Genomic DNA, 13,048 nt, shown 5'->3' on the forward strand with positions numbered 1-13,048 from the left:
CTGCGAGAGCCCGGGCCGCTTGCACGGAGGGCCGGGCATGACCGATCTTCCGCAAGCCGAAGGCGGCTGTGGCGCGGGCAATGAACGTCTGGCTGCGCAGGCCGCCGCCGCGGGCAATGCCGAGCTGATGGCGCGGTTCAAGGCCGATTATCCGGTCGGGCCGCATGACAAGCCGCAAACCATGTGTCCGGCCTTTGGCGCGCTGCGCGTCGGGCTGCGGATGCGTCGGGTGGCGACCGTGCTGTGTGGCTCGGCCTGCTGCGTCTATGGGCTCTCGTTCATCTCGCATTTCTATGGCGCGCGCCGCTCGGTGGGCTACGTGCCCTTCGATTCGGAAACGCTGGTGACGGGCAAGCTCTTCGAAGACGTCCGCGCCGCGGTGCATGATCTGGCCGACCCCGCGCGGTACGATGCCATCGTTGTCATCAACCTCTGCGTGCCCACCGCTTCGGGCGTGCCGCTGCAGCTTTTGCCGAACGAAATCAACGGTGTCCGCGTTGTCGGCATCGATGTTCCGGGCTTTGGCGTGCCGACCCATGCCGAGGCGAAAGATGTGCTTTCGGGCGCGATGCTGAACTATGCCCGGCAAGAGGTCATGGCGGGGCCGGTGCCTGCGCCGATCTCGGGCCGGTCCGACCGTCCGACGGTGACGCTTCTGGGCGAGATGTTCCCGGCCGATCCGATGGTGATTGGCGCGATGCTGGCGCCGATGGGGCTGGCTGTCGGTCCGACCGTGCCGATGCGCGACTGGCGCGAGCTTTATGCCGCGCTCGACAGCAAGGTGATCGCCGCCATCCATCCGTTCTACACCGCGGCCATTCGCCAGTTCGAAGCCGCAGGCCGCGCCATCGTCGGCTCGGCCCCGGTCGGCCATGACGGGACGATGGAATGGCTGGCCAATATCGGCCGCGCCTATGACGTCTCGCCCGACAAGATCGCTAGCGCTCAGAATGCCTTTGGTCCCGCGATCAAGGGCGCCATCGCGGGCGCGCCGATCAAGGGGCGGATCACCGTTTCGGGCTATGAGGGCTCGGAGCTGCTGGTGGCGCGTCTTCTGATCGAATCCGGCGCCGAGGTGCCCTATGTCGGCACCGCCGCCCCCCGCACGCCCTGGAGCGCCTGGGACAAGGACTGGCTCGAGGAGCGCGGCGTCGTGGTGAAATACCGCGCCAGCCTCGAAGACGATTGCGCCGCGATGGAGGGGTTCGAACCCGATTTGGCGATCGGCACGACGCCTCTGGTGCAAAAGGCGAAAGCGCTTGGCATTCCGGCGCTTTACTTCACCAACCTGATCTCGGCCCGGCCGCTGATGGGGCCTGCGGGCGCCGGATCGCTGGCGCAGGTGATGACTGCGGCGATGGGCAACCGCGAACGCATGGGCAAGATGAAGGCGTTCTTCGAGGGCGTGGGCGAGGGCGACACCGCCGGGATCTGGCAGGACACGCCGAAGCTTTACCCCGACTTCCGCGAACAACAGCGCAAGAAGATGGAAAAAGCCGCGAAACTGGCCAAAGCCGAGGAGATGATCTGATGTTTCTCCTCGATCACGACAGGGCAGGGGGCTATTGGGGCGCGGTTTACACCTTCTGCGCCGTCAAGGGTCTTCAGGTGGTCATCGACGGTCCGGTGGGCTGTGAAAACCTGCCGGTGACCTCGGTGCTGCACTACACCGACGGGCTGCCGCCGCATGAGCTGCCGATCGTCGTCACGGGCTTGGGCGAGGCTGAACTGGGCCGCGAGGGCACCGAAGGCGCGATGAGCCGGGCGTGGAAGACGCTGGATCCGCTTCTGCCCTCGGTCGTTGTCACCGGCTCAATTGCCGAGATGATCGGCGGCGGCGTGACGCCGCAGGGCACGAACCTGCAACGCTTCCTGGCCCGCACCATCGACGAGGACCAGTGGCAATGCGCCGATCGCGCGATGACCTGGCTTTTCACCGAATACGGCATGACCAAAGGCCGGATGCCGGGCGAGCGTTTGCGCCCCGAAGGGGCGAAGCCGCGGGTCAACATCCTTGGTCCGATGTATGGCGCCTTCAACATGGCCTCGGACCTGCACGAGATTCGCCGTCTGGTTGAGGGAATCGGCGCCGAGGTGAACATGGTGTTCCCCCTCGGCACCCATCTGAGCGAGGTCCGCAACCTGGTGAATGCCGATGTGAACGTGGTGATGTACCGCGAATTCGGCCGGAACCTGGCAGAGATTCTCGGCAAGCCCTATCTGCAGGCGCCGATTGGCCTCGAAAGCACCACAAAGTTCCTGCGCCGCCTTGGCGAGCTGCTCGGTCTTGACCCCGAGCCCTTCATCGAGCGCGAAAAACATGCAACTTTGAAGCCCTTGTGGGATCTGTGGCGATCTGTCACGCAAGACTTCTTCGCGACGGCCAGCTTCGGAATCGTCGCCACCGAGACCTATGCCCGCGGCATAAAAGCCTATCTCGAGGGCGATCTGGGCCTGCCTTGCGCCTTTGCGGTGGCCCGAAAGGCCGGAGAGAAGACGAAAAGCGACGAAGTTCGCGGTTTGATCCGCCAAACTCGCCCTCTGGTGGTGTTCGGATCGATCAACGAGAAGATTTATCTGGCTGAAACCAAGGCCGGTCATGGCCCTGCGGCCTCGTTCGTGCCCGCCTCGTTCCCCGGCGCGGCGATCCGCCGCGCGACGGGCACCCCCTTCATGGGTTACATGGGTAGCGTCTACCTGCTGCAAGAAATCTGTAACGGACTGTTCGACGCGCTGTTCAATATCCTGCCGCTCGCTTCCGAAATGGACAGCGCCGCGGCAACACCGGCAACCTTGCGTCGTGACATGCCCTGGGATGCGGATGCGCAGGCGGCTCTGGATCGGATCGTGTCGCAGCATCCGATCCTGACAAGGATTTCGGCGGCCAAGTCGCTGCGTGACGCGGCCGAGAAGGCGGCTCTCGATCAGGGGGCTGAAAGAGTGGTTCTTGAAATGGTCGAAGCCCTTGGGGATGCGACCACGGATCGGAAGGGGGGGAACTGAAATGCAAAGCCAGCGTCTTCGCGCTCATGGCGTCCAACATGTCGACCGTGTGCCGCGTCCCGAGTTCGCTCTTTACTTTTCGCTGATCCTGATCGTCGCAGTGCCTTTCGCGCTGGTCGGCTGGGTCATGTCCCTGGTGCGGGAACGCCGTGTCCCCGAGTGCGGGCCCTTCGCCCGCGCCTGGCGCGAGGCCGGCGAGATCACGCCCGAGATTTTCCGGCCCTGAGCCGGTAAGGAATTCCGGCGGGGGCCATAGCCCCGTCGGTCGAAGTTCTCCACGGGCGGGATGAGCCCCTCGTGGTGGAAATGCGGGATGGCAGGTGCCATTTCGTTTGCCCAGCCGCAGGGAATGCGGCGTCAGTCTGCCAATCCGGAGGTTGTTATGGCTGATAAGAACGACCTGAGCTTCACAGGTCTTACCGACGAGCAAGCGCAAGAACTGCATGCCGTCTACATGAGCGGGCTGTCGGCGTTCATCGCCGTCGCGGTGCTCGCCCATCTGGCGGTCATGATCTGGCGTCCGTGGTTCTGAGGAGAAACTGAAAATGTCCAAGTTCTACAAAATCTGGCTCGTTTTCGACCCCCGTCGCGTGTTCGTGGCTCAGGGCGTGTTCCTGTTCCTGCTCGCGGTGCTGATCCACCTGATCCTGCTCTCGACCCCCGCTTTCAACTGGCTGACCGTTGCCACCGCCAAGCATGGCTACGTGGCTGCTGCCCAGTAAGCGTTACTGAGCGTTGCGGGCGGGGCGAGAGTCTCGCCCCGCCCGCGACCATACCGCAAGACGCAACCCATCGGCACGATCTGAGGCCTTTTGCCGGGCCAAGGACCGTCCCGCAACAGCGGAGACACGGGCATGGCTTTGCTCAGCTTCGAACGAAAATACCGTGTGCCGGGCGGCACCTTGATTGGCGGGAGCCTTTTCGACTTCTGGGTCGGACCCTTCTATGTCGGGTTCTTCGGGGTCACCACCATCTTCTTCGCCACGCTCGGCTTTTTGCTTATCCTTTGGGGAGCCGCGATGCAGGGCACGTGGAACCCCCAATTGATCTCCATCTTTCCGCCGCCGGTGGAAAATGGTCTGAACGTGGCAGCCCTCGACAAGGGCGGTCTTTGGCAGGTCATCACCGTCTGCGCGACGGGCGCCTTCTGCAGCTGGGCTCTGCGTGAGGTCGAAATCTGCCGCAAGCTCGGGATCGGCTTCCACATTCCGGTGGCCTTCTCGATGGCGATCTTTGCCTATCTGGTCCTCGTCGTGATCCGTCCGATGATGATGGGGTCGTGGGGCTACGCCTTCCCGTATGGTATCTGGACGCACCTCGACTGGGTGTCGAACACCGGCTACACCTACGGCAACTTCCACTACAACCCGTTCCACATGCTGGGCATCAGCCTGTTCTTCACCACCGCCTGGGCGCTGGCGATGCACGGGGCTCTGGTCCTTTCGGCCGCCAACCCGGTCAAAGGCAAGACGATGCGGACGCCGGACCACGAGGACACCTACTTCCGTGACCTCATGGGCTATTCGGTCGGCACGCTCGGCATTCACCGCCTCGGCCTGCTGCTTGCGCTGAACGCGGTGTTCTGGTCGGCCATGTGCATGCTCGTCTCCGGCACCATCTACTTCGATCTGTGGAGTGACTGGTGGTACTGGTGGGTGAACATGCCGTTCTGGGTCGACATGGCAGGAGGCATCAATGGCTGAGTATCAGAACTTCTTTAACCAGGTTCAGGTCGCCGGTGCGCCCGAAATGGGCCTCAAGGAAGACGTCGACACCTACGAACGCACGCCTGCGGGGATGTTGAGCATCCTCGGCTGGATGGGGAACGCCCAGATCGGGCCGATCTATCTCGGCATCGCCGGCACCGTCTCGCTGGTCTTCGGTGCGGCCTGGTTCTTCACCATCGGTGTGTGGTACTGGTATCAGGCCGGGTTCGATCCCTTCATCTTCATGCGGGATCTGTTCTTCTTCAGCCTGGAGCCGCCGCCGGCCGAATATGGTCTTGCGCTTGCTCCGCTGAAACAGGGCGGTGTCTGGCAGATCGCGTCGCTGTTCATGGCGATTTCGGTCATTGCCTGGTGGGTCCGTGTCTACACCCGCGCCGACCAGCTCGGCATGGGCAAGCACATGGCCTGGGCCTTCCTGTCGGCGATCTGGCTGTGGTCGGTTCTCGGCTTCTGGCGTCCGATCCTGATGGGGTCGTGGAGCGTTGGCGTGCCCTACGGCATCTTCTCGCACCTCGACTGGACGAACCAGTTCTCGCTCGACCACGGCAACCTGTTCTACAACCCGTTCCACGGCCTCTCGATCGCCGCCCTCTACGGCTCGGCGCTCCTGTTCGCCATGCACGGCGCGACGATCCTCGCGGTGACCCGTTTCGGCGGCGAACGCGAGCTGGAACAGATCGCTGACCGCGGCACCGCCTCGGAACGCGCCGCCCTGTTCTGGCGCTGGACGATGGGCTTCAACGCCACCATGGAAGGCATCCACCGCTGGGCGATCTGGATGGCCGTGATGGTGACGCTGACCGGCGGTATCGGCATCCTGCTCTCGGGCACCGTTGTCGACAACTGGTATGTCTGGGCGCAAGTCCACGGCTACGCCCCCGTGACCCCGTAAGGAGAAGAGACCATGTCCATGTTCGACAAACCCTTCGACTACGAAAACGGCTCGAAGTTCGCGATGGGGATCTGGATCGGTCGTCAGATGGCCTATGGTGCCTTCCTTGGCTCGATCCCGTTCCTGTTCGGTCTGGGTCTGGTGCTGGGGTCCTACGGCCTTGGCCTGATGCTTCCCGAGCGCGCGCACCAGGCGCCCTCGCCCTACACGACCGAAGTCGTCGTTCAACACGCGACCGAAGTCGTCTGAGACCGCTTTCCCCGGCCGCGCCCGTGTCGCGCGGCCGGGGTATTCCGTTCCGGGTCAAGGCCCGGAAACTCCGGGGCCCCACAGCCCCGATCCCTTCCCTGTTGATGACAGGCACCTGGTGCCGCAGGTCCGACCCCCGCGGCACCCTTTTGGACCAGACAGCTCATCGGAGGACGCAACCATGAGCGCCACGCCATCCCGCACCCCCCATCTTGACCGCGTGACCGGTCCTGCCGATCTCAAGGCGATGAGCATTGCCGATCTGACGGCGCTCGCCTCCGAAGTCCGGCACGAGATCGTCGAAGTGGTCAGCCAGACCGGGGGGCATCTTGGTTCCTCGCTGGGCGTCGTCGAGCTGACGGTCGCGCTGCATGCGGTCTTCAATTCGCCCGGCGACAAGCTGATCTGGGACGTGGGCCACCAATGCTATCCGCACAAGATCCTGACCGGCCGCCGCGCGCGCATGCTGACCTTGCGCCAGGCGGGGGGGATCTCGGGCTTCCCGAAACGGTCGGAAAGCCCGCATGACGCCTTTGGCGCGGGCCATTCCTCGACCTCGATCTCGGCCGCGCTCGGCTTTGCAGTCGGTCGGGAACTGGGCCAGCCGGTCGGCGACACCATTGCCATCATCGGCGACGGTTCGATCACCGCGGGCATGGCCTATGAGGCGCTGAACCACGCGGGCCATCTGAAATCGCGGATGTTCGTCATCCTGAACGACAATGACATGTCGATCGCGCCGCCGGTGGGGGCGTTGCAGCATTATCTGAACACCATCGCCCGGCAGGCGCCCTTTGCGGCGCTGAAAGCCGCGGCCGAGGGGATCGAGATGCATCTGCCCGGCCCGGTGCGCGATGGCGCGCGGCGTGCCCGGCAGATGGTGACGGCGATGCCCGGCGGCGCGACGCTGTTTGAAGAACTCGGCTTCGACTATATCGGCCCGGTCAACGGCCATGACATGGCGGAACTGGTCGAGACGCTGCGCGTCACCCGCGCCCGCGCCTCGGGTCCGGTCCTGATCCATGTCTGCACCACCAAGGGCAAGGGCTATGCCCCCGCCGAGGGCGCCGAGGACAAGCTGCATGGCGTGTCGAAATTCGACATCGAGACCGGCAAGCAGAAGAAATCGATCCCGAACGCGCCGAACTACACCGCCGTCTTCGGCGAGCGTCTGACCGAGGAAGCCGCGCGCGATCAGGCGATTGTCGCGGTGACGGCGGCGATGCCCACCGGCACCGGCCTCGACATCATGCAAAAACGCTTTCCGCGCCGGGTCTTTGACGTCGGCATCGCGGAACAGCATGCGGTGACCTTTGCCGCGGGCATGGCGGCCTCGGGGCTGAAACCCTTCCTCGCGCTTTATTCCAGCTTCGTGCAGCGCGGCTATGACCAGCTTGTGCATGATGTGGCGCTGCAAAACCTGCCGGTGCGGCTGATGATCGACCGCGCCGGGCTGGTGGGGCAGGACGGGGCGACCCATGCCGGGGCCTTCGACGTGTCGATGCTGGCGAACCTGCCGAATTTCACCGTGATGGCGGCGGCGGACGAGGCGGAATTGTGCCACATGGTCGTGACCGCGGCGGCGCATGACAGCGGGCCGATCGCTTTGCGCTATCCGCGCGGCGAGGGCCGGGGCGTCGAGATGCCCGACCGCGGCGAAGTGCTGGAAATCGGCAAGGGCCGGGTTTTGACGGAAGGCACCGAGGTCGCGATCCTGTCCTTTGGCGCGCACCTTTCGCAGGCGCTGAAAGCGGCCGAGATGCTTGAGGCCGAGGGGGTTTCGACCACTGTCGCCGATGCCCGCTTCTGCCGTCCGCTCGACACCGATCTGATCGACCGGCTGATCGAGGGCCACGCGGCGCTGATCACCCTTGAACAGGGCGCGATGGGCGGTTTCGGCGCGATGGTGCTGCATTACCTTGCCCGCACCGGCCAGCTGGAAAAGGGCCGCGCCATCCGCACGATGACGCTGCCCGACTGCTACATCGACCACGGCTCGCCCGAGGAAATGTATGCCTGGGCCGGGCTGACGGCGCATGACATCCGCGACACAGCCCTTGCCGCGGCGCGGCCTGCCAAGGCGGTGCGGGTCGTGCACAGCGCGTAAGACCGCGCGAGACACTGCAAAGATGCACGGACAAGGCATTAATTCGCCGCGTTCGTGCATTTGGCTTGCCTGCGACAAGCTGACCATGACACAGTCGGGCAGGGTCTCGCGGTCGGGCGGGACTTGCAGTCGGACGAAGCTCTTGAAATTCCAACAGGTTTATTACGTGCTTGACCCGCAGGACCGGATCCTCTGGATCGGTGGCGAATGGGACGAATTCGCGCTGGCAAATGGCGGCTCGGGCGCGGGCTCGAACCGCGTGCTGGCCACGCCGCTTGCGCGCCATGTCGCGGGCGAGACCACACGTGCCGCGCTGGTGCGGATGATCGGTGCCGTGCGCGACGCCGCGGCACCGCTGCGCATCGACTATCGCTGCGACAGCCCGAAGCTTCTGCGCCGCGTGCAGCTGACGATTCAGCCGATGAAGGAGGATCGCGTGCTGATGGTGCATGATCTGCGCGATGCCCGCGCCTTCGAGGAGGCGCTGCCGCCGTGGCATGCCGAAGCGTCGGCCGCGGCGCGGAAATGCTCGTTCTGCGGGGCGGTGCACTTGCCCGGACGCGGCTGGACCTTCGCCGAGGATCTGGGCGCAGCGCATCCGACAGCGGTCGATTACGCCGTCTGCCCGGGCTGTGCGGCGCAGATCGAGGAGGCTGTGGCCAGCCTGCGCCAGCGCCGGGCGCCCGGCACGCCGATGACCGGCGGCTTCGGCCCGGGCGCAGCCTAGATCCGGCGCAGCGCCGCCTTGGCGACCAGCGGGCCGGTGGCGACGCCTTCGGGCGATCCGCCCAGCGGTTCTTCAGTGATCGCCAGCACCGCCTCGGCCAGCATCGGCCGGATCGCCTCGGGGATCGGCATCGCCGCCTGGCCCTGCCGCGGCATCACGCCGAGCGAAATCGGCGTCGCTTCGCCCGCGATCACCCACAATTCGAAATCGCGCCCCGGCGCAGGGGCCTTGCCCCCCACCGACACCCGCATCTCGCCGGTCTCGCTGTCATAAAGCGCCGCCAGCCGCACCGTGCCATCGGTGGAGACCATGTCCGAGACCAGCATCGGTCCGCGCGCTGGCAGAAGCGGCTGCCCGAGCGTCAAAAGCGCCGCCAGAAACGCCACCGACAGCCCCGAAGCCCCGGCCAGCCAGCGCCAAAGGCCAAAGCCCGCCTGCTGCGGTCGCCCGAAGACCCGGGCCTCGACCCCCGACCAGAGCCGCGCGGGCGGCGCCACCGGCGTCACCTCGGCCGCGAGCGGATCGAAGCGGCTTTCCCAGCGCGCCACCTCGCGGGCGAAATCGGGATCGGTCGCGATCCGCCGCGTCATGGTCAGCCGCTCGGGGCCGGGCAGGGTGCCCAGCACATATTCCCCCGCTAGCGCGATATCGTCCTGCGTCAGCCCGCTCATCCTTCCAGACACTCCCGCAGCGAGATCAGCGACCGGCGCAGCCAGGACCGCATCGTATTGAGCGGCACGGCAAAGCGTTCCGCCAGTTCCAGATAGCTTTCGCCCTCGACATAGGCGCGGCGCACGGCTTCGGCGCGGGCATTGTCCAGACGGTCCAGACAGGTCTCGATCTGCCGCCCCTCCGAGGCGCGGATCGCTGCGGTCTCGGGGCCCGGGGCCTCGGCGGGCAGGTCTTCCAGCGCCTCCACACCCACCTCGCCGCCCTTGCGTCGCCGCAGCCGGTCGAGGCACAGGTTGCGGGTGACCGCATTGAGCCAGGCGGCGGGGCTGGCCACCGCGGGCACATAACGATCGGCATTCATCCAGATCTTCACGAAGACATCCTGCAAGGCATCCTCCGCTTCACGGCGGTCCTTGAGGAGACGCAGGCAGAGGCCGAAAAGTTTCGCGCCCTGCACGGAATAAAGTCGTTCGAAAGCGGCCCGGTCCGCCAGCGCCACCCGCGCCAGCAATTCCCCCAGATCCTGTCCTGCATCCGCCATCTGATCCGGTCGCCTTTCGCCGCTTTCGTCGTTTCGGACGCAACCTTTTGCCTGTCGGCCGCGTCTTGTCAAAAGAAGAATGACACGAGCCCGGCCGCGATGACAATCGCCCCGGTTGCGCTTGTCGCTTCGGACGCGCAGGATGGTGAAAACGGAGGACATGGATGGACCGCAGGCTGCTTGCGCCCCTGGTGCTGATCACGACGCTGACCTTTGCCGGATCGCCGTTCCTGACCGACGGCTTTCGCGGCTTCACGCCGTCGCAATTCCCGGTCGTGGCGGATCGTTGGCCGGTGCAGCCGATCGGCTGGGCGTTCTCGATCTGGGGGGCGATCTATCTTTGGCTGATCGCCGGGGCGGCTTACGGGCTGGTCCGGGCCTGGCGGGACGAGGGCTGGCAAGAGATGCGCCCGGCGCTGATCCTGTCGCTGGCGGTGGGCAGTTTCTGGATCACCGTGGCGAATTTGCAGCCGGTTCTGGCGACGGTGATGCTGATCTTCATGGCGGCGACCGCGATTGCGGCGTTTTTGCGCGCGCCAAGGGGCCGAGGCGGGGCCGGGCTTTGGGGCGCGGGGCCGGTCGGGCTTTATGCGGGCTGGGTGACGGCGGCCTGCGGTGTCGCCATCGCCATCACGCTGGGCGGGCAGGGGGTCTTGACCGGCCAGCAGGCGGCCTATCTGTCGCTGACCGGCGTCACCCTGACCGCGCTTGTGGTCGTCTGGCGCCGCCCCGATGTGCCAAGCTACGCCTTTGGCGCGGGCTGGGCGCTGTTTGGGGTGATCGTGTCGAATGCCCGGGCGGGGGACTGGCCGGTGCTCGCTCTCGCCCTTGTCGGGCTTTTGCTTGTCGCGGCAACGCTTCTTTTGCGCAGGAGGAAACTGCAATGAAACTCAAGCTGATGGCGGCCGCGGTGCTGAGCGGCTTCGGCGCCTTTGCCGCCCCCGCTGCCCGCGCGACCGAGGCCGAGGCGCCGACCTTCACCTTTGTCTCGATCGAAGGCGGCGTGATCGACACCGCCGCTTATCGCGGCCATCCGGTGCTGGTCGTGAACACGGCGTCGCTGTGCGGCTTCACCCCGCAGCTCGAGGGGCTGCAGGCCTTGCACAAGATCTGGGGGCCGAAGGGGTTGATCGTGCTCGCCGTGCCCTCGGATGATTTCAAGCAGGAGCTGGAGAGCGGCAAGGACGTGTCGGAATTCTGCACCCTGACCTATGGGCTGACGGTGCCGATGACCGATATCACCCCGGTTCTGGGCGAGGGCGCGCATCCGTTCTTCAAATGGCTGAAGGAGACGCAGGGCTTCGTGCCGCGCTGGAATTTCAACAAGGTGCTGCTGGATGGCGAGGGCCGGGTGGTCGCCACCTGGGGCTCGATGACGAAGCCCGAAAGCAGCGCGATCCGCGCCTCCTTCGAACCGCTTCTGCCGGGGGCGTAAGTGGCGAAGATGCTGCGCAAGGGCGATCTGGCGCAAAAGATCTGCGCCGGATGCGGCCGCCCGTTCAGCTGGCGCAAGAAATGGGCGCGGGACTGGGAGAACGTCCGGTTCTGCTCTGACCGCTGCCGCCGCGCGCGATGAGGCTGGTTTTTATCCTGGGCGATCAGCTGACGCGGGGGATCGCGTCTTTGGACGGGATCGAGCCCACGCGGGATGTGGTGCTGATGGTCGAGGTCGCGGCCGAGGCGACCTATGTGCGCCATCACAAGCAGAAGCTGCTGCTGGTCCTGTCGGCGATGCGGCATTTCGCGGATGAGCTGCGCGCCGAAGGGATCACCGTCGATTACGTGCGGCTGGACGATCCGGGCAATCTGCAGGATTTCACCGGCGAACTGGCCCGGGCGGTGGCGCGGCACCGGCCCGAGGCCGTGGTGGTCACCCATCCGGGCGAATGGCGGGTGCTGCAGCTGATGCGGGGCTGGGCCGAGGGGATCGGTGTGCCGGTCGAGATCCGCGAGGACGACCGTTTCCTGTGTTCCCCCGCCGAATTTGCGCGGCTGACGGCGGCGGGCAAGACCGGGCGGATGGAATATTTCTACCGCGAGATGCGGCGGCGCACCGGGCTTTTGATGGAGGGGGCGAAACCCCTTGGCGGCAAATGGAATTTCGACGCCGAGAACCGCAAGGCCCTGCCGCGCGGCCATCAAGGCCCGCAGCGCAAACGCTTCGTCCCGGATGCGCTGACGGCCGAGGTGATGGCGCTGGTCGAGGCGCGGTTTGGCGATCACTTTGGCAGGCTTGATCGCTTCGGCTGGCCGGTGACGCGCACTGAGGCGCTTTTGGCGCTGGATGATTTCTTGACCGTGCTGCCCGCTTTTGGCGACTGGCAGGATGCGATGCAGGCGGGCGAGGATTTCCTCTATCATGCCCTGATCGCGCCCGCGCTGAACATCGGTCTTCTGACCGCGCTCGAGGTCGCGCAGGCGGCCGAGGCGGAATATCACGCGGGCAGGGCGCCCCTGAACGCGGTCGAGGGCTTCATCCGGCAGGTGATCGGCTGGCGCGAATTCGTGCGCGGGATCTATTGGACCGGGATGCCGGGCTATGCGGCGACGAATGCGCTGAATGCGGTGCGGCCGCTTCCGGCCTTCTACTGGACCGGCGAAACGCGGATGCGCTGTCTGGCCGAGGTGATCCGGGGCACGCGCGACAATGCCTATGCGCATCATATTCAACGGCTGATGATGACGGGGAATTTCGCGCTTCTGGCCGGGATCGCGCCCGGCCAGATCGAGGACTGGTATCTGGCCGTCTATGCGGACGCCTTCGAGTGGGTCGAACTGCCGAATGTGCACGGGATGGTGGCCCATGCCGATGGCGGGCGGCTGGGGTCGAAACCGTATGCGGCGGCGGCGGCCTATATCGGGCGGATGTCGGATTACTGCCGCGGTTGCGGCTATGATGCCAAGGCGCGGACCGGGCGGAACGCCTGTCCGATGAATTATCTGTACTGGAATTTCCTGATCACCCATCAGGACCGGTTCGGAAAGAACCCCCGGATGGCGCTGCCCTACAAGGCGCTTGCGGCGATGGGGGAGGGGGAGCGGGCGGCAATTGTCTCCGAGGCCGAGGGGTTCTTCGCGCGGATGGACGGGCCCGAGGCGCCGTCGGGGCAGTTGTCGCTGGGGGTGTAAG

Annotated in this window: 16 protein-coding genes; 14 read left to right on the forward strand and 2 right to left on the reverse strand. The window is 65.7% G+C overall.

Annotated elements, in window-relative coordinates:
• Positions 1-37 precede the first annotated feature (37 nt).
• The 10 genes from bchY (at position 38) to LY44_RS07090 (ending at position 8,705) form a co-directional block, all read left to right on the forward strand.
• Complete coding sequence (bchY, locus tag LY44_RS07045) at positions 38-1,531, forward strand: chlorophyllide a reductase subunit Y (protein ID WP_055209565.1); 1,494 nt, start codon at positions 38-40, stop codon at positions 1,529-1,531.
• Positions 1,531-3,003, forward strand: a complete 1,473-nt coding sequence (gene bchZ, locus LY44_RS07050; protein ID WP_055209564.1) for a chlorophyllide a reductase subunit Z — start codon at positions 1,531-1,533, stop codon at positions 3,001-3,003. The genes bchY and bchZ overlap by 1 nt, the downstream gene beginning before the upstream one ends.
• Position 3,004: 1 nt before the next feature.
• Positions 3,005-3,229, forward strand: coding sequence for a cytochrome PufQ (gene pufQ / locus LY44_RS07055; RefSeq protein WP_055209563.1), 225 nt, complete (start codon positions 3,005-3,007; stop codon positions 3,227-3,229).
• A gap of 156 nt (positions 3,230-3,385) precedes the next feature.
• Complete coding sequence (pufB, locus tag LY44_RS07060) at positions 3,386-3,535, forward strand: light-harvesting antenna LH1, beta subunit (RefSeq protein ID WP_013066435.1); 150 nt, start codon at positions 3,386-3,388, stop codon at positions 3,533-3,535.
• A 13-nt stretch (positions 3,536-3,548) separates the two neighbouring features.
• Positions 3,549-3,725 carry a light-harvesting antenna LH1, alpha subunit gene (gene pufA, locus LY44_RS07065; RefSeq protein WP_013066436.1) on the forward strand — a complete coding sequence of 59 codons (177 nt, stop codon included), beginning with the start codon at positions 3,549-3,551 and terminating at the stop codon, positions 3,723-3,725.
• 132 nt (positions 3,726-3,857) lie between these two features.
• Positions 3,858-4,706 (forward strand): photosynthetic reaction center subunit L, encoded by an 849-nt coding sequence (pufL, locus tag LY44_RS07070; RefSeq protein WP_055209562.1) that lies wholly within the window; start codon positions 3,858-3,860, stop codon positions 4,704-4,706.
• The gene (gene pufM / locus LY44_RS07075; protein ID WP_055209561.1) at positions 4,699-5,622 is read left to right on the forward strand and encodes a photosynthetic reaction center subunit M; all 924 of its coding nucleotides are present in this window, start codon (positions 4,699-4,701) and stop codon (positions 5,620-5,622) included. The genes pufL and pufM overlap by 8 nt, the downstream gene beginning before the upstream one ends.
• Positions 5,623-5,634: 12 nt before the next feature.
• Entirely contained in the window at positions 5,635-5,871 is a 237-nt protein-coding gene (gene pufX / locus LY44_RS07080) for an RC-LH1 core complex protein PufX (protein ID WP_111395987.1), read from the forward strand.
• A gap of 181 nt (positions 5,872-6,052) precedes the next feature.
• Positions 6,053-7,978, forward strand: a complete 1,926-nt coding sequence (gene dxs, locus LY44_RS07085; RefSeq protein ID WP_055209559.1) for a 1-deoxy-D-xylulose-5-phosphate synthase — start codon at positions 6,053-6,055, stop codon at positions 7,976-7,978.
• A 142-nt stretch (positions 7,979-8,120) separates the two neighbouring features.
• Positions 8,121-8,705 (forward strand): hypothetical protein, encoded by a 585-nt coding sequence (locus LY44_RS07090; RefSeq protein WP_055209558.1) that lies wholly within the window; start codon positions 8,121-8,123, stop codon positions 8,703-8,705.
• Here LY44_RS07090 and LY44_RS07095 read toward each other — a convergent pair.
• On the reverse strand, positions 8,702-9,376 hold the full coding sequence (locus LY44_RS07095) for an anti-sigma factor (protein WP_055209557.1): 675 nt from the start codon (positions 9,374-9,376) through the stop codon (positions 8,702-8,704). The genes LY44_RS07090 and LY44_RS07095 overlap by 4 nt on opposite strands.
• The gene (locus tag LY44_RS07100) at positions 9,373-9,918 is read right to left on the reverse strand and encodes a sigma-70 family RNA polymerase sigma factor (protein ID WP_055209556.1); all 546 of its coding nucleotides are present in this window, start codon (positions 9,916-9,918) and stop codon (positions 9,373-9,375) included. Before LY44_RS07100 ends, LY44_RS07095 begins: the two co-directional genes overlap by 4 nt.
• A gap of 164 nt (positions 9,919-10,082) precedes the next feature.
• Between LY44_RS07100 and LY44_RS07105 the strand changes: the two genes are divergently transcribed.
• Genes LY44_RS07105 through LY44_RS07120 form a run of 4 tightly spaced genes read left to right on the forward strand, consistent with a single transcriptional unit; the run spans position 10,083 to position 13,047 of the window.
• Complete coding sequence (locus tag LY44_RS07105; protein ID WP_055209555.1) at positions 10,083-10,805, forward strand: hypothetical protein; 723 nt, start codon at positions 10,083-10,085, stop codon at positions 10,803-10,805.
• Entirely contained in the window at positions 10,802-11,353 is a 552-nt protein-coding gene (locus tag LY44_RS07110) for a glutathione peroxidase (protein WP_055209554.1), read from the forward strand. The genes LY44_RS07105 and LY44_RS07110 overlap by 4 nt, the downstream gene beginning before the upstream one ends.
• Positions 11,354-11,494 (forward strand): DUF2256 domain-containing protein, encoded by a 141-nt coding sequence (locus LY44_RS07115; RefSeq protein WP_065118346.1) that lies wholly within the window; start codon positions 11,354-11,356, stop codon positions 11,492-11,494.
• Positions 11,491-13,047, forward strand: coding sequence for a cryptochrome/photolyase family protein (locus LY44_RS07120; RefSeq protein ID WP_055209553.1), 1,557 nt, complete (start codon positions 11,491-11,493; stop codon positions 13,045-13,047). The genes LY44_RS07115 and LY44_RS07120 overlap by 4 nt, the downstream gene beginning before the upstream one ends.
• Position 13,048 lies beyond the last annotated feature (1 nt).

Source organism: Rhodobacter capsulatus (genome assembly GCF_003254295.1).
In the GTDB taxonomy this organism is placed as follows: domain Bacteria; phylum Pseudomonadota; class Alphaproteobacteria; order Rhodobacterales; family Rhodobacteraceae; genus Rhodobacter; species Rhodobacter capsulatus.